The organism is Rhizobium sp. 16-488-2b (assembly GCF_017741815.1).
In the GTDB taxonomy this organism is placed as follows: Bacteria; Pseudomonadota; Alphaproteobacteria; order Rhizobiales; family Rhizobiaceae; genus Rhizobium.
This window is the reverse complement of the sequence record NZ_JAGHMF010000041.1, coordinates 32,846-50,787: the sequence shown is the minus strand read 5'-3', so window position 1 is coordinate 50,787 and position 17,942 is coordinate 32,846. Positions and strand designations below refer to the sequence as shown.

Here is a 17,942-nt window from a genome sequence, read left to right as displayed (position 1 = left end):
CTGCTCGGGCGCCTCTTCGGACTTCAAAAGGTTAACAAAGCGTAAAAGCTGGGTGATTATCGGCTCAACGCGTCCTATCGCCGGCTTTGCGACACGCCCAAAAAAACCCTACACCGCTTTAGAGATGTCTTTGAAGATCCGGCAACTGCTGTCCGGATCACAAATCCGCTTGCCTGACCCGAAGGTCTAGCGGATGCCAAGCCTGATACGCTGCTTGGTTTGAGTGGATCGCCCTGCTGCCATCATGTTTTTCAGATCGACTTGAGCGACACCCTCTTCTCCAGTTCGGCCGCCTCTTCCTTCCGCTCGCTATATCGGTCGGTGAGGTAGGAAGAGGCATCGCGTGTCATGATGGTGAACTTCACCAGTTCCTCGCAGACGTCGACGACGCGGTCATAGTAGGAAGATGGCTTCATCCGGCCGTCGGTGTCGAATTCCTGAAACGCCTTTGCCACGCTGCTCTGATTGGGAATGGTGATCATCCGCATCCAGCGGCCGAGGATGCGCAACTGGTTCACAGCGTTGAAGGACTGACTGCCGCCGGAGACCTCCATCACCGCCAGCGTCTTGCCCTGCGTCGGGCGGACGGAGCCGAGCGACAGCGGGATCCAGTCGATCTGCGCCTTCATGATGCCTGTCATCGCGCCGTGGCGCTCCGGGCTGATCCAGACCTGGCCTTCCGACCATTGCGTGAGGTCGCGCAGCTCCTGAACCTTGGGATGGCTGACGGGTGCCTCGTCCGGGAGCGGCAATCCGGCCGGGTCGAATATCCGCACCTCGCATCCGAGGCGCTCGAGCAGCCGGCGGACTTCGAAGGCAAGGAGACGGCTATACGACACTTCCCGGAGCGATCCATAGAGGATCAGGATTCTCGGCTTGTGCGTGGAGAACGCCGGGCGAAGGGATTCTGGCGCGATGGGCTGAAGATGGCTGTCATGCAATGCGGGAAATGTCTCAGACAATGCGCTTTCCTTCCTTGTCGAGGACCTGTTCGCCGTCTTCCTTGGTGAAGGGTCCTTTGAAGGCATCGGCCGGCAGAATGTCGAGCGCGACCTCCGAAGGGCGAGCAAGCCTGGTGCCAAGCGGCGTAACGACGAGCGGCCGGTTGATCAGGATCGGGGTGGCGATCATCGCGTCCAGCAACTGCGCGTCCGTCAGGCCCGGATTGTCGAGGCCGAGTTCCGCATAGGGCGTGCCCTTCTCACGGATCGCTTCGCGGACCGTCAGGCCTGCATCTGCGATCATCGTTGCGAGCTGCTCGCGCGATGGCGGGTTCTGCAGGTACTCGATGACGGTGGGTTCGATCCCGGCGGCACGGATCAGCGCCAGCGTATTGCGAGACGTGCCGCAGGCGGGATTGTGATAGATGGTGACGTCCATGGTCAGGGCCTTTCGATGATGGTGTTACGGGAAACGGCGGGCGATGTCTCGTACCAACCCTTCGAGCGGTTCACGATCCAGACGACGGACAGCATCACCGGAACCTCGATCAGAACTCCGACGACAGTGGCCAGTGCCGCGCCCGACTGAAATCCGAACAGGCTGATGGCGGCGGCAACCGCGAGTTCGAAGAAATTGCTGGCACCGATAAGAGCGGACGGCCCCGCGACGCAATGGCGCTCGCCTGCTATGCGGTTCAAGAGGTAAGCCAGCCCGGAGTTTAGATAGACCTGGATCAGGATCGGCACGGCCAGCAACGCGATGATGGTCGGCTGGGCTATAATCTGCTCCCCCTGGAAGGCGAACAGCAGGACGAGGGTGGCAAGCAACGCGACAAGCGACATTGGCTGCAGCTTCGCAAGCAAGCGGTCGAGCGCGCCTGTTGTGCCGTCGGCCGTCAAGTAGCTCCGCAGCACTTGGGCGATGATGACGGGAACCACGATGTAAAGCGCGACCGACAGGGCAAGCGTCGCCCAGGGAACGGTGATGGCCGAGAGACCGAGCAGGAGGCCGACGATCGGTGCGAAGGCGACGACCATGATCGCGTCGTTCAAGGCCACTTGCGAGAGGGTGAACAGCGGCTCACCCCGTGTCAGGTTCGACCAGACGAAGACCATGGCCGTGCAAGGCGCTGCGGCAAGGATGATCAGGCCTGCGATATAAGAGTCGATCTGGTCGGCCGGCAGATAGGGTCGGAATAGCCAGCCGACGAACAGCCATCCCAGCAAAGCCATGGAGAATGGCTTGATCGCCCAATTGATGATCAGCGTGACGCCGATCCCGCGCCAGTAGGAGCCGACCTGCGCCAACGATCGGAAATCGATCTTCAGCAGCATCGGGATGATCATCAGCCAAATCAGGATCGCGACGGGGATGTTGACCTTGGCGATCTCGGCGCCGCCGATGATCTGGAAGACGCCGGGCATCAAGTGGCCGAGGGCAACGCCGACGGCGATACAGAGGAAGACCCAGACGGTCAGGTATCGTTCAAATGTCGACATCTTACTCGGCCTGCGCGGATTTGACCGATGCGCCTTCCAATGAACCGATCTGGCGAACGTGTTGTTCAAGGGCCAGGCGGTCGATCGAGGCGATGGGCAAGTTGATGAAGGCGATGATCCGGTTCTTCAGAAACCGTGCAGCTTGGGCGAAAGCGCGCTGGATCTCGACTTCAGTGCCGACGACGGCCGCCGGATCCTCGACACCCCAATGAGCGGTCATCGGATGGCCAGTCCAGACCGGGCAGGCTTCTCCCGCTGCGCTGTCGCAGACGGTGAAGATGAAATCCATCTCTGGGCTACCTGCCTCGGCGAACACGTCCCAACTCTTCGATGAGAAACCCGTCGATGGATAGCCGAGCGCATCCAGTTCCTTCAGCGCGTGCGGATTGACTTCGCCCTTCGGCCGGCTGCCGGCGGAATAGGCTTTGAACCGGCCGCCGCCCTCTTCGTTGAGGATGGACTCGGCGAGAATAGAGCGAGCGGAATTGCCCGTGCAGAGGAACAGCACGTTATAGGTCTTGTTAGTCATGGTCGTGGTCCGTGGTTAGGTCGGAGGCCTGCTGAGCTTCATGATGGTCGCCGAGGAGGGGCAAATGGAGGAAAGCTGACGGGTCGCGAGCACGGGGGCCGGCACTTCGGCCCGCGGCACCGCTGAAAACCCGATGCTCGAGAAAAACGGCGCGGCACTCGTCGTCGCGAGGAAGACATCGCCGTCGATGCCTCGAAGCGTTTCCTCGACGATTGCCCGGCCGAACCCATGCCCCCGATGTTCCGGGAGAACGACAACAGACCGCAGCAGGTAATCGCCGGCGCATCGTTCGAGGCCGGCATACCCGATCGTTTGGCCGTCGCCGAAGACGGCTTCAAGGAAGGCGCGGCCTTCGTCTTCAATGTCATCGGTCGGGAGATCCGCGGCACGGAGCGCTTCGCGGAGACGAGCGTCGCTACCGGCCACTTCGTGCAATGCGATCGTGCTCAACATGGCTTCGCCCGCGGCGCACAGCGCGGCGTGAGTTCTGCGATCAGGGGAGCGCAAAGCTCTGTCGATCCGCCGCAGCAGTCCTTCAGCAGAAATAGTGTCAGGTCGCGCAGGCCGTCTAGGTCGGCCCGGTAGATGATTGATCGGCTCTGGCGCTCGCTCTTCACCAACCCCGCACGGGACAGCGTCGCAAGATGCGCCGACATCGTGTTCTGCGGGACATCGAGGAGCCGGGCGAGCTCGCCTGCCGGAATTCCATCCGGTTCGTGCCGCACGAGCAACCGAAATGTCTCGAGGCGCGTGTTCTGGGCCAAGGCCGCAAGGGCTGCTATTGCGTAATTCTTCTCCATAAATCCAGAATAATGGATATGTTTGATCTGTCAATCTCTGCCTTTGGAATGGCGGCGCTCGCCCAACAAAAAGAGGGCGCGGCATGGTCTCACCACGCCCCAGCGTTAAGCGTTATCCGATCGTCAGACGATCGTCCAAGCTGATGATCCCAGGAGCGGACCAAGCCGCGCGCTCGGCGGCACGCCGTTCCGACCAGGTTTTCACGTTGCCAGAGAGAATAACGTTTCTGCCCTCAACAGCGACGCGGATCGTTTTCGCCTCCACTTCGGCGTCGCGCAGGAAAGCATCCTCGATGCGCTTCTTTACATCGACAGCGCTTAACTTCGGTGTGAGCGTCACGAGATTTGATACGCCGACTACACCTGCCAGATCGCGGACGGCATCAAATGCCGCGTCCTTCTGATACTGCCACTCGACCTCTCCTCTGAGGGTCACCCATCCTTTCAGAACGCGGACTTGTACGGCTTCCTTTGGAACGGACACATTCCAGTCCAACATCTTTACCGCGCGCCTGGCGATATCGTCATCATCCGTTTCCTTTGCCCCGAAGATTCGGACATCAATCTCGGCAGCGATCCCGCGCACGCCCTTCACGCGCCTCACAGCCCGTTCTGCTGTCTCCTTTTCGGCGTAGGTCCTGACATGGCCGGACAGCGTTACAATGCCGTTTTCGGCTGCAACGCCAATGTCCGCGGCATCGATGCTTGGTTCAAATTCCAGTTCGTCGAGAATATTCTGTCTGAGCTGAATGTCGTTCATGACAACCTCCTTCAGTTTGCAGCTTGAATTATGCCATGCCCGCAGGTCCTGACGTTGATCTTCATCAATAGGGTCACGGCAGCGCGATGCTTTGCAGCGGACAATCCGCGAGGCGCACGGCGAGACCAATGATCAATCGATTTTCACTGCGGTGCGTCCCGATACCGTCGTCAGCCTGATGCCGTAGAAGGCATGCGGCGACTCGTTCAGCACCGGTAGATCACGAGGCTTCATCGAGCCCATCTCCCACCAGTCATTGTGCTTCTGCAGCAAGGACCAGGCATGGAACCTCTCCCCACGCCAAGGATCACTGTCGGGAAACTCCTCAAAACGGCCATCGGCAACGACGCTTGTCCATCCGCCACCCTGAGGATGATGTTCGACGTAGAGGCAGACCTTGTCGTTTTCTCGCATCCAGTCGAGCTTCTTGCCCGGCATCGAGAAACTGAATGCGACACCTTCCGCAAAGGAGAAGTAGATGGCCGCGACATAGGGCTGGCCATCCTTGCAACAAGCAAGATGTCCAAATCGCGCATTCTCGAGAAGCTCGTAGCATTCGCGCGGATTCAATTCCGTCAGTTTCATGGTCATGCCCATTCCTCCGTCCTGATCGGAGCGATTTTAACCGGTTACGCAAATGTCACCTTGATCAAGCTCAATGCGGAATGCGCGCCTCGGCGCATGATCAGACAGACCCGTCAGAGGAGATTTCCATGAAACCGCAGTTTCACCTGCCGCTGCCCACCTACCCAGACGGCAGTTCCTTCACCATCATCGACAATGCGATTGATCTGGCGCGTCAGTCTGGCGCGGATCTGCTGGCAAGTATCCCAGAGGTGACGATTTCGCCGATACGTCAGTCATTCCCTACGGCGATCGATGTGGACGCCCTCAGGGCGCAAGCCGAAAACTACAGTAGGGATTGTGGAACATCTCTTCGCGATCACATCCGCGAAGCCGAGGCCAAAACCGGCATTGATGTACAAATTCATGGCTTCCGCACGCGTGAGCCAAACGTATACGACACCTTCGCACAGATTGCGAAGACACACGACCTTTCGGTGCTTGAGGCGTCTGATCTCACACGCACGTTGACCGAAACCCTGCTGTTCGGAAGCGGGCGACCCGTGGTTCTTTTCCCCGCCACAAGCGTCTGCGGTCGGATAGATACGGTAGCCATCGCGTGGGACGGAAGTTGTGCGGCAGCCAAGGCGATATCAAGTGCCCGGCTGTTTCTGGACCGCGCTACAAAAGTGCACGTCATCTCGATTGTCGACGACAAGGAGATCGACGAAAAAAGCCGCGCCTTGTTTATTTCCACACTAAAGCGTTCCGGCCTTGGTGTGGAAGATCTAGCTTTGCATGCCGGATCACAAACGCCGGCATCCGCCATGCAATCAGCTGCGGTAGAGCAAAAGGCAGACATTCTTGTCGCGGGTGGCTTTGGACATTCCCGACTCCGCGAATTCATCCTTGGCGGCGTGACCCGGGAGCTTTTGGGAAAATGTGACTTGCCGGTGCTGATGGCGCACTAGGAAAGGGCGCGCAGTGCGTTGATAATGACTGCCACGTCAATGACTTCCTGAAGCAAGGCGCCGGCCACCGGCGGAAGAACGCCAGCGCTTGCGAACACCATCGCGACCAAAGAGAGGCCGATACCTGCGTAGACGCTCTGCAACGCAATGTTGCGTGACCTGCGTGCGATTTTGATCGCCGAAACGATCGCCAAAAGATCGTCCCTCACGAGAAGAATGTCCGCCGCCTCCGCCGCCGCCGCCAGGTTCTTCATGCCCACTGCCAGACCGACATCGGCCGCGGCCAGCGCCGGCGCGTCGTTCACACCATCTCCCACCATAAGCACGCGGCCGGCAGCGCGCTCCCTCTCAATAACGCCAACTTTGTCTGCGGGAGTAAGCTGAGCCTCGACACTATCCATTCCTAGTACGCGCGACACGGCGTCTGCCACCATTGTTTCGTCGCCTGTCGCCAGCACAACGCGCGCAATGCCCGCTTCTCGAAGTCGAGCGACAAGTTGAACGGCATCAGGACGCAGGCTGTCCTCGAACGTGATCGTTCCTGCATCGATCCCATTGATCAGAACACGCGCCGTCATTTTGGCCATCTCCGCATCATCTGCGACCGACGGTCTGTTTGCGAAATAGCTCGCCTTTCCAACGCTGACTTCTACACCTTCAACAATTCCGGAAATGCCCGACCCCGCCGTCTCAGTCACTTCGGAAGGCTTGCTCAGCGCCAGTCCACGGCGATGCGCTTCTTCAACGAGCGCCTGACCGGCAACATGACTCGAAGCCTGGTCGACCGAAGCCGCGAGACGGAGAACTTTTTCGGGCTGTTCGGGTCCGTGGATAGCGCTTACACGCGGCCTTCCCGCGGTAAGTGTACCGGTCTTGTCAAAAACGGCGACAGACACCTGGGCCAGTGCTTCCAATGGCCCTGCCCCTTTGACCAGGATGCCTACCCTGGCAGCGCGTGACGTTCCGGCGGCAAGCGCAACCGGGACGGCGAGGATCAACGGACACGGGGTTGCGACCACAAGCACAGCAACCACGCGGGATACATCTCCTGACATGATCGCCGCGGTCGCCGCGATGGCAATTGTTACCACCAGAAACCAGATCGAGAAGCGATCAGCCAAGCGCATCAACTTCGCTTTGGAGTGCCTCGACGCCTCGACCAGTCTCACAATGCTGGCATAGGTGCTGTCCTCGGCACGATTGAGAACACGGATCTCGATAGCATCTCCGGCGTTTGTCGCGCCGCTTGCAATACGCGCACCTTCTTCAAAGGAGGTCGGGTAAGGCTCTCCGGTGAGGACAGCCTGATCGATTGAAGCATTTCGAGAAAGGAGGACACCGTCGGCTGGCACCAGATCCCCTTTTCTGATCAGCAGTGTGTCCCCGACAGCAACGGCTTCGAGAGGTATCTGGTCAAGGTCATTGCCAGTGAGCCGAAGTGTGGTGCGCGGGACCTGCGCCAGTAGTGCTGACATACCCTTGTCGGCGCGCCGATGGGCGTATGCTTCGAGGAACTGACCGCCTGAATACATCAGGCCGACGATCGCACCTGCGAGATATTCCGAAAACCACCATGACGAGGCCATTGCCAGCGCCGCGATGAGATCGAGACCGAAATCCCCTCGCTTGACCTTGCTCGCAATCTCAACACACAGCGCCGCCAGTACCACGCCAATGACGGCAACGAGCGCATTCGCATATGCCGTGGGGTGTCCCGCAAGATGAAAGACGGCTGCGGCTGCGATCGATCCTGTGGACCAGAGCGCCAACAGGGCGGCACGTGAAGCGAGGGGCGAAAAGCGCTCTACGGTAGGCCTGGTAGCCTGTTTATTGTAGTCCATAACTGGTGCGATTGCCATCGAACGTCCCCCGTCGAGCCGTCGTTATCAATCGCAAGATTGGGCGCATTCGGCGCAGAAGGGCGTGTAGGGGAGCGCTGCGAGACGGTCTTCGCCAATCTGCATATGGCATTTGACACAGTCACCATATGTTCCGCTGCTAAGCCGTTCAAGCGCAGCGTCGGTGGCCGCGATCTGCGTGCCTGCCTCTTCGCGCATCGCCACAAGCACTTCATCGTTTTCGACCTGCAGGGCGCGCTCCTCGCTGTCCGCGTCCAAGCGCGCGGATAAATCCCTGTCAATCGCTGCGAGCCGACGCTCCAAGTCGCTTTTCAAGTTCTTCAACTGGTTTTTGACGACCGATGCTTCCATCGTGGATCTCCTTTTGCTCAAACTCCACTAGGTATCGGAGACACTGACATGGCTGGTCGACCAGGTCTTTGATCTCGCGCAATCCCGGCGCATCTGGATATTCGGCCTAAGGGGAGCACAGCTGGTTGACCAAGATCAAAGACAGCCATGCAGGTTGGCCTATCCTGCTCTCTCCAAACAAAGAGGTGGCTGACATGTCCATTTGCACAGTCCTGAGCATCCTGAATTCCAAGAGTTACGCGGAAGATCTGAAGGCTGCGGTCGAATTCTGCCGAGACGCCGGGGCACACTTGAGTACCGTTGTCATCTGCATGGGGACCGCGCCCATGGACGGCATATACGGTGCTGCGTCGATCGCGTGGCTGGACGCTCAACAGCGCGAAATCGACGAGCTGTCCGAAAAAACAGCGCAGGTACGAGACGTGCTGTCACGAAGTGAACTGTCGTACGATGTCCAGGAGATCTATACAGAATTTGCCTGGGCCCATGAGGACATAGCGGAACGGGCTCTCTACGCCGACATCGTTCTCATCGGCCGTCAGGCCGCTGCCGATGAGGATCTCCGCAAGCGTATCATCGGGGGTGCGCTGTTCCGCACACCCACTCCGGTAATCATAAATCGCGGTACGAAACCCCTGCAGGCCAACGTTAAATCAGTGCTGCTTGCATGGGATTCAAGCGACGAAGCATCGCGCGCAGCCCGACAGGCGCTCGATTTTCTGAAAGCGGCAGAATGCGTTTATGTGACGATGGTCGATCCGCTGTCCAATGAACGGGTCAACGGTGAGGACCCAGGCGCTGACGTTGGAGGATTTCTGGCACGTCACGGCGTGAAGGTACAGGTAGATCGCCTAGCAAGCGGCGGCAGCAAATCCGACGAAGTTATCCGGCAGCACGCAATCGACGTAGGGGCCGATCTTATCGTGATGGGCGCATATAATCATCCCCGCTGGCAGCAAACGCTATTTGGAGGCATGACCCGAAACATGATCGAGGACGGGAAGACACCTATATTCCTCTCGCATTGAGAGCGCCACGTCTGCAACGTCAATACAATCTCGATTCACCAATCCCCTCTGCCACGACAAGGTATGGGAGGTCGAGGGCTCGGTCTTGAAGGGATATGAATAGATGGCGCTGCGTTTGGGACAGCCAGCGCAGCGATTTGTACTCTCTACACTGGGCTGCTCCCCTCAAAGAGCAATTGTCCGGTGCCGCGATCCTGATGAGATCGGCGAGAATAGCTCTTAGCTGCGGCCACGGTGCTTCTTGTATGCCCGAGCCTGGATCTTCCATTTCTAGGACACAATGTAGCTTCGCCGCGATGCCAGCGAACGATCGGGGCACGGCGTTCCACAGCGCTTCGGATAATTCATCCTCTGCTTTGGCGGCTTCCGCTTCCTTGTGCTTGGCTTTGGAGTATCCGATGCGATGATCCACTCTATTCCAGTCAGCATGCCGAGCCGCGAGTTCAGCCAGAGTCGCGCGCCGAATGGTGCGCTGTGTGGGGCAGGACAAAAGGCGATTGATTTCGTCAGCAGTGTAGGCCCAGATGAAACCGTCGTCCTCAAAGAGAGCGATTTGCACCCGTGGAAAGCTGCCAAGCTCGCGGAGCATTTCAGTCTCGAGTCTTTGCTGCCGACGACAGGCTTCGCCGAACGATCTGTGCGCCGTCAGCCAATCGCGCCATAAGACCACGGTGGGATCCGCACCATTCCCAACCTTTGCAAGTCGAACCACTTCCTGTGTGTTGATAATCGATGCGGCGGCGCTGGCCAATAAGCTCCGGCGCGTTTCATCAATAGTGTGTTCCGAACCGGTCATTTGCGCACCCCTCGGTTCCAATGAAACCTATATCGACTTGATGCTCCAGAAACCGGTGAAAACGCCGCGAGTAGGTAGGGGAGTTTTCGGCGCCTCATTGCGGGCAAACTTCTGCTATTCTCAGAATCAGCCATGATCCAAGCTCCTGGTAGCTAGATTGTGGTTAGGTCAAGTGAGGATTGCAGCTCCTCTCTTGACCGTCGTGCGACAGCAAACAAAGAGTTTGAAGCAAGTAATAATTATGTCAAGGTTATAATATGATAACAGGGGATCAAATTCGTATGGCTCGCGCGGCACTGAAATGGGGTGTAAGAGATCTTGCAAAAGCGGCTGGCGTTACTCCGGCTACGGTAACCCGTATTGAAGGCGGAAAAACTGGGCACACTGCGACTTTGAAGACAATCCAACTAGCATTTGAGGCGGCAGGTCTGGAATTCCTATTCGAAAATGGAGTCGGGGTTCGTATCACGAAATCCGGGGACTAGTCCGATTACTGCCGGCTCTGCACCGCCTGATCGACTGCATAGAGTCCGTTTTGACCCTGGCGCGGGATGGAGCAGTGCTCGCCCAATAGCGACTTTATGATTGTCGCGAGAAGTCCATTGAAAATAGACATATTTCTACATCGGTAAAGTAGGCCTCGCATAGACTTTATTTTTACGCTAGAATGTCAACCATGAGTGGACAACGAGAAACAAAGCTAAAGCAACTTCTCCATCAAGTCCCACCTGGTTTCTTGGTGGATTCGGACTGGATGAATCGGCACGCAATCTCGAGGCAGTCCGTCTCAGGCTACGTAAGACAGGGCTGGCTCGAGCCCGTCAAGTCGGGCCTGTACCGCCGTCCATTTTCATCGGGCACTAACCCAAACGTCGTCGGAGGCTGGAAGATACCCGTGCTCTCGGCAGTCTGGCTTATGCAGCATAGATTTCATGTCGGTGGAGCGACTTCTCTCTCTTTGCAGGGACATGCTCATTACCTGTCGTTAGGCGGCGAATTCACCCTTTATCTGTACGGATCCAATATCCCGCGGTGGCTATCGAAGCTGCGGACGGACGCCGACGTCAAGACCAGAAGCAACGTCTTGTTCGGCGAAGGAGCGACTGGCGTTCAAGAAGCGGATTTCGACCTTTCCAACAATAAGGATCCGGAACTAGTACAGAGCCCATGGCGCTGGCCGATGCCGATGTCCACACCCGAACGCGCGATTCTCGAAATGCTCGACGAAGTCCCGCAGGGCGAAAGCTTCCATAAGGTGGACGTGGCGTTTGAGAGCCTTGCCAATCTGCGCCCGAGACTGCTGACCACGCTCCTCTGTTTGTGCCAAAGTGTAAAAACAAAACGCCTCTTCTTTGTCTTTGCCGACAAGCATAATCATGCCTGGCGCCGGTACATTGACATGTCCTCAATCGATCTCGGCAAGGGTGATCGGGCGCTGACGCCGGGCGGCCGGCTGCATCCTATCTACCGCATCACAGTCCCGGCCGACTTTATGCCAGAGGAGACTCCGAATGGCCCGTGAACAATACATGCGCCAGGTCGACCTCCTCGTGCGTACCCTTCCGTTCATCGCCCGCCACGAGACCTTCGCTCTGAAGGGTGGCACTGCGATCAACCTCTTCTATCGCGACATGCCGCGGCTCTCGGTCGATATTGATCTGACCTATCTGCCGATCCAGGACCGTGAGACGACGCTGAAAAATATCGACGCGACTCTGGAGCACATTCGTGAGGACTTGATCCGTAATCTACGCGGTGTGAGCGTCCAGAGGATTGCCGGCGGCGGAAACAATGACACACGCGTTCTCATCCGGCAGGGAAATGCCGAAATCAAGATCGAGACGTCACCCGTTGCGCGAGGAACGGTCCATCCGCCCGAACGCCGACGTGTGAGCGCGGCCGTCGAGGACACATTCGGGTTCGCCGAAATGCAGGTAGTCTCGTTCGAGGACCTGTTCGGCGGCAAGCTGCACGCGGCAGTGGACCGGCAGCATCCGCGAGACCTCTTCGATGTGAAGCTGCTATATGAAAACGAAGGGCTGACCGACGCCCTGTTCCGGACTTTTCTGATCTATGTCGCCAGCTCCGGGCGCCCGCCGCACGAGTTGGTCAGGCCTTCTCTCGCAGACCTCGACGAAGCCTTCGTGAAAGAGTTCGACGGGATGACGATCGAGCGTGTCGGCCTCGAGGATCTTAAAACAACAAGGGCTCGGATGACGGCGGATATCCTCGCGAAGCTCGACGACAAGGCGATGCGCTTCCTGCTGTCACTCCACGATGCCGACCCGGATTTCAGCGCAATTGGCTTGCCCCAGGCGGCCGAACTTCCCGCCGTCCGCTGGAAGCTTCTGAACCTGGAAAAGTTGAAAGCCCAAAATCCAGAGAAACATGCGCAGCAGAGGCGTGAGATCGAGGAGATCGTGCCACAGGCCAGCAGCGACCACGAAGCGGCTAAGCGCTCATTTCTTACATAGATTTCAGCGATGAACCTCAGCTTCGACATACATCGCCGTGATGGGATTTGGACCTATGACGGACCGCCTCGAAGAGGCTAGGCTATTGATTCGATTGATCCCGCTTAAAGTTCCATGCGTTGTTAAGATTTTGACTGCCTTGTTAGGTAGCTACCAGTGTGTTCGAAGCTGGTACCGGTAGCGTACTCTTGCACTTTAGAGCGTAATAGCCTGATAATTTTGTCATGCTCAAATTGGGTTTGAAACGCCGACCGAATATCTCAAATTTCAAATGCGTGACGTGATGCCGTCCTGTTTTTCTGGTAATAAGAAATGCCTGCCTGGCCGCTAGAAAACATGCGTCCTTCTTCCATGCTGCCTGCAAAGCCCGAGGCGGTGACATAGTCAAGTACGTCAGGGTTGAGTCCGGCAAACCAGAGAACGACACCGTGCTCAGCAAGGTTGCGCTCGCTTTCCACCAACATCTGAAGCGCGGTATATTCTATGTCGAATACCCGGCTCAAGTCGAGCATCAGGACGTCCGGATTGTGTTGCAGCGTCAATTCTCGAATGCGGTCGGCAACCATCTGCGCGTTGACAAAAAACAGCCTGCCTTCCGGCCGGACAATCAACAGCCCTTGGAAAGTCCGATCATCGGAAGGAAGGCAGTGTAGAAACCGATGCTGACGGGCAGTCCTGCGACGGTGGCGTAGGCCATGGCCTTCGGCAATACGACCGCCGCCGCCGTCAGACCCGCGACGAGGTCCGGTCGAAACGTCCGGTCCGTCGCATTTCCGGAATTTCGAGGTTTTGACGACCGATGCATGCTGTCCTCTTTCCCGAACCGCTCGGCGTATCGGACCTTCATCATCAATGCCGTCGCTATCCGGCAACGACGTTGACGATCACGGTTCCCCAGGTCGTTAGCAGGATGTGGCCGATCGGAACCGCCGGCGTGTAGCCGAGAACCGCCACCGTGCTCCCCGATCGCTCCTGAACCGCCGCCATGGCGGCCGTCATGGTCTGCGCCCCCGCCAGTCCGCCGAGCAGCAGGATGGGGTTCATCCGCAACAGGTAACGCCCGACATAAAGCCCGACGATCATCGGCAGAAGGGTCACGACCATGCCACCGAACAGCAAGCCTATCCCGGCCTCGGAGACCGCCGAGACGAAGATGGGCCCGGCATGCAAGCCGGTCATGGCGACGAAGGCGGACAGCCCGAGCGCCGTCATCAGCGACACCGCCGCATCGGGTATGCGCCCGAACAGGGGAAAGCGCGTGCGCAGGTGCCCGACCAGCAACCCCGCCAGCAAGGTGCCGACGCTGGCGCTCAAGGAGATTCTCATATTACCGATCGGAAATGCCACGACAACGCCGATGAGTCCACCCAAGAAGATAGCAAGCCCGAGAACGAAGAAGTCCGTCGACGTCGTCGGTGCGACGGTCACGCCAATCTGCTTGGCGGCGCGAGAGACCACCGATTCCGGTCCGACAAGGCGGACGATGTCACCGCGTTCCACGTTGACGCCAGGGGCCAATGGAATGTCGTGACCGCCGCGCGTGATGCCACGCAGGTACAGGCTGCGCGTCCAGCCAAGCGTCGCGATATCCGCAAGGCTGCGCCCCCTGAGTTCCCCGGATGTCAGCACAACATTCGCGGTGGATACGGGGATTTCGAGAAGCTCACGATCCTCGACCTCCTCGGTTCGCGGACCCAAGACCCGTACCAACGTCTCTCGCGGACCCGACACGGCAACGATATCACCGGGCTCGATGAGGATCTCGGGCGCAACCTCGATGATCGTCCCTCTCCTTCGCAAGCGCTGAATGAAAAGCCTTTGCTCCGGAAGTCTCGCCTCGGCGTCAATCATCGACGCGCCGACGATTGGCGCATTCTCCGCGACCCGATATGCCCGCAACTCAAACCTGTGCCAAGCGGAAGCGACACCCGCTGCCGTTCGGGTCATCCCGAGTTCCTGCTCTAGCTTCAAGGCCTCGGCAACGAGATTGATGCCGAGGAGCCTTGGGCCGACGGAGCTGCAAAAGAGAATGACGCCAAGAGCGCCGAATATGTAGCAGACGGCATCGGCGACGGCGATGTGAGCCACGAAGCGCGCTCGATCCGCTTCCGGCAGTGGCAATGCGTTGATCGCCTCCGTCGCTGTGCCCATCGCCGGACTTTCGGTGAGCGATCCAGAGAGCAGTCCCGCGGAAAAGCCGGGGTCGAGGCCAAGGATCCTGGCAACAGCGATGGCGGTCAGCAGGCCCGTCACGCAGACGACGATCGCAAGCAAGACAGGCTTCATCCCGTCTCGTTTCAAAGCCTGCAGGAATTGCGGGCCCACGGAGTAGCCGATACCGAAGAGAAACAGCAGGAACAGAAACGATTTCGCCATGCCGGCAATCGGCACGTCGGCGAACTGGCCGATCAATATTCCCGCAAACAGGGATCCGGTGACCGGCCCGAGACCGAAACCGCCCAGCCTGATGCCGCCGATCAGGTATCCGATGCTGATCGCTAGGAACACCGAAAGCTCTGGATACTTGACGAGGAATTGTTCAACCCCGACCATCCGCTGCCTAATCCCTCTTCCTGAGCACACGCAGCGGCATTCGGCATGGCCGGTACTGCCGCGACGTTAATCAGCGCTTCGCCTTAGCCGCGACCGCATCCGGCTTGACCAGTTTGAGTCCCCTCGCCTTCTCGTAACCATGGATCTCCTTCACATCGAGCTTACGCATGAAATCGATGGTCTCCTGCGTCAGCACCTGACCCGGCACCATGATTGGGAACCCCGGTGGATAGGGGATGACGAAGTTGGCCGAGACCATCTCCGGCCCATCCCGCAGCCGCTTCTCGCATTCGGCGCCGATCAGCGGCACGTATTCGCAGATCGACGGATCATAGGCATTGAAGAATGCGGCGCGCATGTCGCCCTCCGGCGTCTTCTTTCCTGCGTCGCCTCGAAACACCTTGTGAAAATGACTGAAATTCGGAAGATCGGGAACATCGGTCATCAGCGACTTTACCCGCGCAGCGAAGGCGGCTCGTTCGCCCTCACCACCATCCGCCAGGCGCTTTTCGATGCCGTGGCAGATCTCGACGAGCACCCGGATCAGGTGCGCGACATCGCTCCTGGTGTTGTTGATATTGGACTGCAGCAGCACGCTGTTGCGCGATGTCTTGTTGAGCTGGATGTCGTAGCCGTTGGCCAGCAAACCCTTGAATTGCGTGCCGTCGAAGCCGGCGGTGCCGCAGACGAGCGTCATGCGCGTCGGATCGAGATAGAACTCGTCGTCCCGCATCGCCTTGACCACCGTTGCCCAGGTCGAGCCGGGCGCGAGGTAATCCTTGAATCCCGACTGGCGATAGGCATCGGGGATCATCTCCTCGGCCCCGAGAACGCGGAAATATCTGGAGATCAGCGGATGCTCGTTGATGGCTCGCCGGATCTTCAGGGATATCTCGATGGCGTTCATCACCAGCCCATAGCCTTCGAGCTCCATCTGCCGGCGGGCGACATCGAGGCTGGCGATCAGCTGTTGGTTCGGACTGGTCGAGGCATGGGTGAAGACCGCTTCGTGGAACTGGGCCTCGACCGTATGGAAGTCTACGTCCTTCACCAGCAGCATCGACCCCTGCCGAATGGCCGACATGGACTTGTGCGTCGAGTTGGTCTGGTAGACGCGAAGGCGCACCTGACGCGGGTCGGGGATCAGCCGCGCGGCGAGCAGTGTTTCGTCGGAGGGCTTGTTGCCAAGATCGGCCTGCTGTTTCTCGTAGGCCTTGATGGAGGCCGGGTCGCGCAACCATTCCTCGATATCCGCGGCGGCGCCCATGGCCGTGCGTGGACGCAGGAAGGGCGAAAACCGGGCGAACCCGGACCAGGCCTCATCCCAGAGGAAGATGAGATCCGGCTTGATCGCGAGGCATTCCTCCATCACCCGACGCACATTGTACATGTGCCCGTCGAAGGTGCAGTTAGTCAGGTCGAGCAGCTTCAGCCGGTCGAGACGGCCTTCCGCCCGCAGCGCCAGCAAAGCGCTCTTTATGGTCGCAAGCGGCACGGCGCCGTACATGGAATAGGCCGTCATCGGAAATGCTTCGACATAATATGGCTGCGCGCCGGTCAGCACCATGCCGTAGTGATGCGACTTGTGGCAGTTGCGATCGACGACGGCGATATCGCCCGGCGCCAGCAATGCCTGCACGGCCATCTTGTTGGATGTGGATGTCCCGTTGGTGACGAAAAACACCTGGTCGGCGCCGAAGGCGCGGGCCGCTAGGTCCTGCGAGCGCTTGATGTTGCCGGTCGGCTCCAGAAGACTGTCGAGGCCGCCCGTGGTCGCGCTGCTTTCCGCCAGGAACAGATTGAGGCCGTAGAACTCACCCATGTCGCGGATCCAGCTTGACTTGAAGACCGACTTGCCACGAGCGATCGGCAGCGCGTGAAATGTCCCTATCGGCCGCCGCGCATATCTCTTCAGATTGTCGAAGAACGGTGTTTCGTAGCGCGCCTGTACGCCTTCGAGTATGGCAAGATGCATTTCCAGCGGTTCCTCGACAGCGTAGAAAATCCGGCGGATGGCGTCGGCAGTCGGATCGCCGGCAATCTTCTCCACCTGACGATCGGACAGCAGATAGACGTCGAGTTCGGGGCGAACCCGCCGCAAGCCGCGTGCCAGCCGCAATGCCGACATGTCGGCGCTGTCGGTCTCTCCAAGTGGATCAAGCACCGAACGCAGCACCGGCGCGTCGTAACGCGAGCGGTAGGGGAAGCCTTCGGCGAGAACGACCGAGATGATATCGGGGTTCAGCAGTACCGCGCAGACGGCATCCTCGAAGGAGCCGACGATGATCGGTTCGTAGACGAAAGCATCTTCGGGCCGACGCAGTCGACGGATTTCCTTGGCAAAGGCGGGCCAACGTGCGGCCGGCTGGCTGTTGACGAACAGAGCTTCGAAATAAGGCCGCGCCGCGCCGAATTCACCCGTTGCGGGCGGCATGACATCGGCCACCTCCCCCGGCGACATCTCCTCGTGTACGTCCCACTCACTCGGGCGACCACGATAGGCATGTGTCAGCAGCCCATTGGAGATGCGTCGCGCCAACTTTGCAGCACCGCCTGCGTCATTCGTGGCGATGCGCTCCCGCAATGCCGCCAGCAACTGCGCGCCCGGGTAGGCGTGGTATTCCTCGACCGCCTCCAGCGCGGACAGCGCCGCCTCCAGCGCTGCCCTGTCACCGTGTCCGGCCGCCCAGGCATCGGCGAGCGTTGTCAGTTCGCGCCAGTTGTCGGCGCGGGCGGAATGGATTAGCAGAAACTGATCGATCCGTGCGGTCTTGCTAGGCATCTCGCTCTCCAGCGTGGGTTCCGATTGATTGTCC

The 17,942-nt window shown here is 58.9% G+C and carries 21 protein-coding genes; 6 read left to right on the top strand and 15 right to left on the bottom strand.

Translation table 11 applies throughout. From position 1 onward, the window contains the following. The coding region (locus tag J5286_RS30050) for a hypothetical protein (protein ID WP_209190734.1) at positions 1-190 on the top strand (190 nt) is incomplete at its 5' end. A 61-nt stretch (positions 191-251) separates the two neighbouring features. Here the strand turns inward: J5286_RS30050 and arsH are convergent. The 8 genes from arsH to J5286_RS30010 all read right to left on the bottom strand — a co-directional run bounded on the left by arsH (position 252) and on the right by J5286_RS30010 (position 5,121). After that, positions 252-1,028: an arsenical resistance protein ArsH gene (gene arsH, locus J5286_RS30045; RefSeq protein WP_245205947.1), complete on the bottom strand. Its 777-nt coding sequence runs from the start codon at positions 1,026-1,028 to the stop codon at positions 252-254. Next, positions 955-1,380: an arsenate reductase (glutaredoxin) gene (arsC, locus tag J5286_RS30040; protein WP_209190733.1), complete on the bottom strand. Its 426-nt coding sequence runs from the start codon at positions 1,378-1,380 to the stop codon at positions 955-957. The genes arsH and arsC overlap by 74 nt, the downstream gene beginning before the upstream one ends. Positions 1,381-1,382: 2 nt before the next feature. Further along, positions 1,383-2,441, bottom strand: a complete 1,059-nt coding sequence (gene arsB / locus J5286_RS30035) for an ACR3 family arsenite efflux transporter (protein ID WP_209190732.1) — start codon at positions 2,439-2,441, stop codon at positions 1,383-1,385. Between the two features lies 1 nt (position 2,442). Next, entirely contained in the window at positions 2,443-2,970 is a 528-nt protein-coding gene (locus J5286_RS30030; protein ID WP_209190731.1) for an arsenate reductase ArsC, read from the bottom strand. Between the two features lie 15 nt (positions 2,971-2,985). After that, positions 2,986-3,423, bottom strand: a complete 438-nt coding sequence (arsN2, locus tag J5286_RS30025) for an arsenic resistance N-acetyltransferase ArsN2 (protein ID WP_209190730.1) — start codon at positions 3,421-3,423, stop codon at positions 2,986-2,988. Next, positions 3,417-3,770, bottom strand: coding sequence for an ArsR/SmtB family transcription factor (locus J5286_RS30020; protein ID WP_209190729.1), 354 nt, complete (start codon positions 3,768-3,770; stop codon positions 3,417-3,419). Before J5286_RS30020 ends, arsN2 begins: the two co-directional genes overlap by 7 nt. A gap of 112 nt (positions 3,771-3,882) precedes the next feature. Next, entirely contained in the window at positions 3,883-4,530 is a 648-nt protein-coding gene (locus tag J5286_RS30015) for a BON domain-containing protein (protein ID WP_209190728.1), read from the bottom strand. Positions 4,531-4,662: 132 nt separating this feature from the next. Further along, entirely contained in the window at positions 4,663-5,121 is a 459-nt protein-coding gene (locus J5286_RS30010) for a pyridoxamine 5'-phosphate oxidase family protein (RefSeq protein WP_209190727.1), read from the bottom strand. A gap of 122 nt (positions 5,122-5,243) precedes the next feature. Here J5286_RS30010 and J5286_RS30005 point away from each other — a divergent pair, with 122 nt between their 5' ends. After that, entirely contained in the window at positions 5,244-6,065 is an 822-nt protein-coding gene (locus tag J5286_RS30005; protein WP_209190726.1) for a universal stress protein, read from the top strand. On the opposite strand, the gene J5286_RS30000 is transcribed toward J5286_RS30005, so the two are convergent. Together J5286_RS30000 and J5286_RS29995 are read right to left on the bottom strand one after the other, a co-directional pair. Continuing rightward, a complete protein-coding gene (locus J5286_RS30000) occupies positions 6,062-7,924 on the bottom strand; it encodes a heavy metal translocating P-type ATPase (protein WP_209190725.1) in 1,863 nt (620 codons plus the stop codon). The genes J5286_RS30005 and J5286_RS30000 overlap by 4 nt on opposite strands. Positions 7,925-7,951: 27 nt before the next feature. Next, entirely contained in the window at positions 7,952-8,275 is a 324-nt protein-coding gene (locus J5286_RS29995; RefSeq protein ID WP_209190724.1) for a TraR/DksA family transcriptional regulator, read from the bottom strand. 194 nt (positions 8,276-8,469) lie between these two features. Between J5286_RS29995 and J5286_RS29990 the strand changes: the two genes are divergently transcribed. Further along, positions 8,470-9,303 (top strand): universal stress protein, encoded by an 834-nt coding sequence (locus J5286_RS29990; RefSeq protein WP_209190738.1) that lies wholly within the window; start codon positions 8,470-8,472, stop codon positions 9,301-9,303. Between the two features lie 19 nt (positions 9,304-9,322). On the opposite strand, the gene J5286_RS29985 is transcribed toward J5286_RS29990, so the two are convergent. Further along, positions 9,323-10,099 carry a hypothetical protein gene (locus J5286_RS29985; protein ID WP_209190723.1) on the bottom strand — a complete coding sequence of 259 codons (777 nt, stop codon included), beginning with the start codon at positions 10,097-10,099 and terminating at the stop codon, positions 9,323-9,325. Between the two features lie 257 nt (positions 10,100-10,356). Between J5286_RS29985 and J5286_RS29980 the strand changes: the two genes are divergently transcribed. The 3 genes from J5286_RS29980 to J5286_RS29970 all read left to right on the top strand — a co-directional run bounded on the left by J5286_RS29980 (position 10,357) and on the right by J5286_RS29970 (position 12,573). After that, positions 10,357-10,584 carry a helix-turn-helix transcriptional regulator gene (locus J5286_RS29980; RefSeq protein WP_280638474.1) on the top strand — a complete coding sequence of 76 codons (228 nt, stop codon included), beginning with the start codon at positions 10,357-10,359 and terminating at the stop codon, positions 10,582-10,584. A gap of 182 nt (positions 10,585-10,766) precedes the next feature. Then, positions 10,767-11,621: a type IV toxin-antitoxin system AbiEi family antitoxin domain-containing protein gene (locus J5286_RS29975; protein WP_348529265.1), complete on the top strand. Its 855-nt coding sequence runs from the start codon at positions 10,767-10,769 to the stop codon at positions 11,619-11,621. Continuing rightward, a complete protein-coding gene (locus tag J5286_RS29970; RefSeq protein WP_209190720.1) occupies positions 11,611-12,573 on the top strand; it encodes a nucleotidyl transferase AbiEii/AbiGii toxin family protein in 963 nt (320 codons plus the stop codon). Before J5286_RS29975 ends, J5286_RS29970 begins: the two co-directional genes overlap by 11 nt. Positions 12,574-12,833: 260 nt before the next feature. Here J5286_RS29970 and J5286_RS31820 read toward each other — a convergent pair whose 3' ends face one another. The 4 genes from J5286_RS31820 to J5286_RS29955 all read right to left on the bottom strand — a co-directional run bounded on the left by J5286_RS31820 (position 12,834) and on the right by J5286_RS29955 (position 17,908). Further along, complete coding sequence (locus tag J5286_RS31820; protein WP_449090791.1) at positions 12,834-13,187, bottom strand: sodium-independent anion transporter; 354 nt, start codon at positions 13,185-13,187, stop codon at positions 12,834-12,836. Further along, entirely contained in the window at positions 13,181-13,270 is a 90-nt protein-coding gene (locus J5286_RS31815) for a hypothetical protein (RefSeq protein WP_245205962.1), read from the bottom strand. The genes J5286_RS31820 and J5286_RS31815 overlap by 7 nt, the downstream gene beginning before the upstream one ends. 164 nt (positions 13,271-13,434) lie before the next feature. After that, a complete protein-coding gene (gene aspT / locus J5286_RS29960; RefSeq protein ID WP_037185918.1) occupies positions 13,435-15,126 on the bottom strand; it encodes an aspartate-alanine antiporter in 1,692 nt (563 codons plus the stop codon). A gap of 70 nt (positions 15,127-15,196) precedes the next feature. After that, the gene (locus J5286_RS29955) at positions 15,197-17,908 is read right to left on the bottom strand and encodes an aminotransferase class I/II-fold pyridoxal phosphate-dependent enzyme (protein ID WP_037185994.1); all 2,712 of its coding nucleotides are present in this window, start codon (positions 17,906-17,908) and stop codon (positions 15,197-15,199) included. Positions 17,909-17,942: the final 34 nt, after the last annotated feature.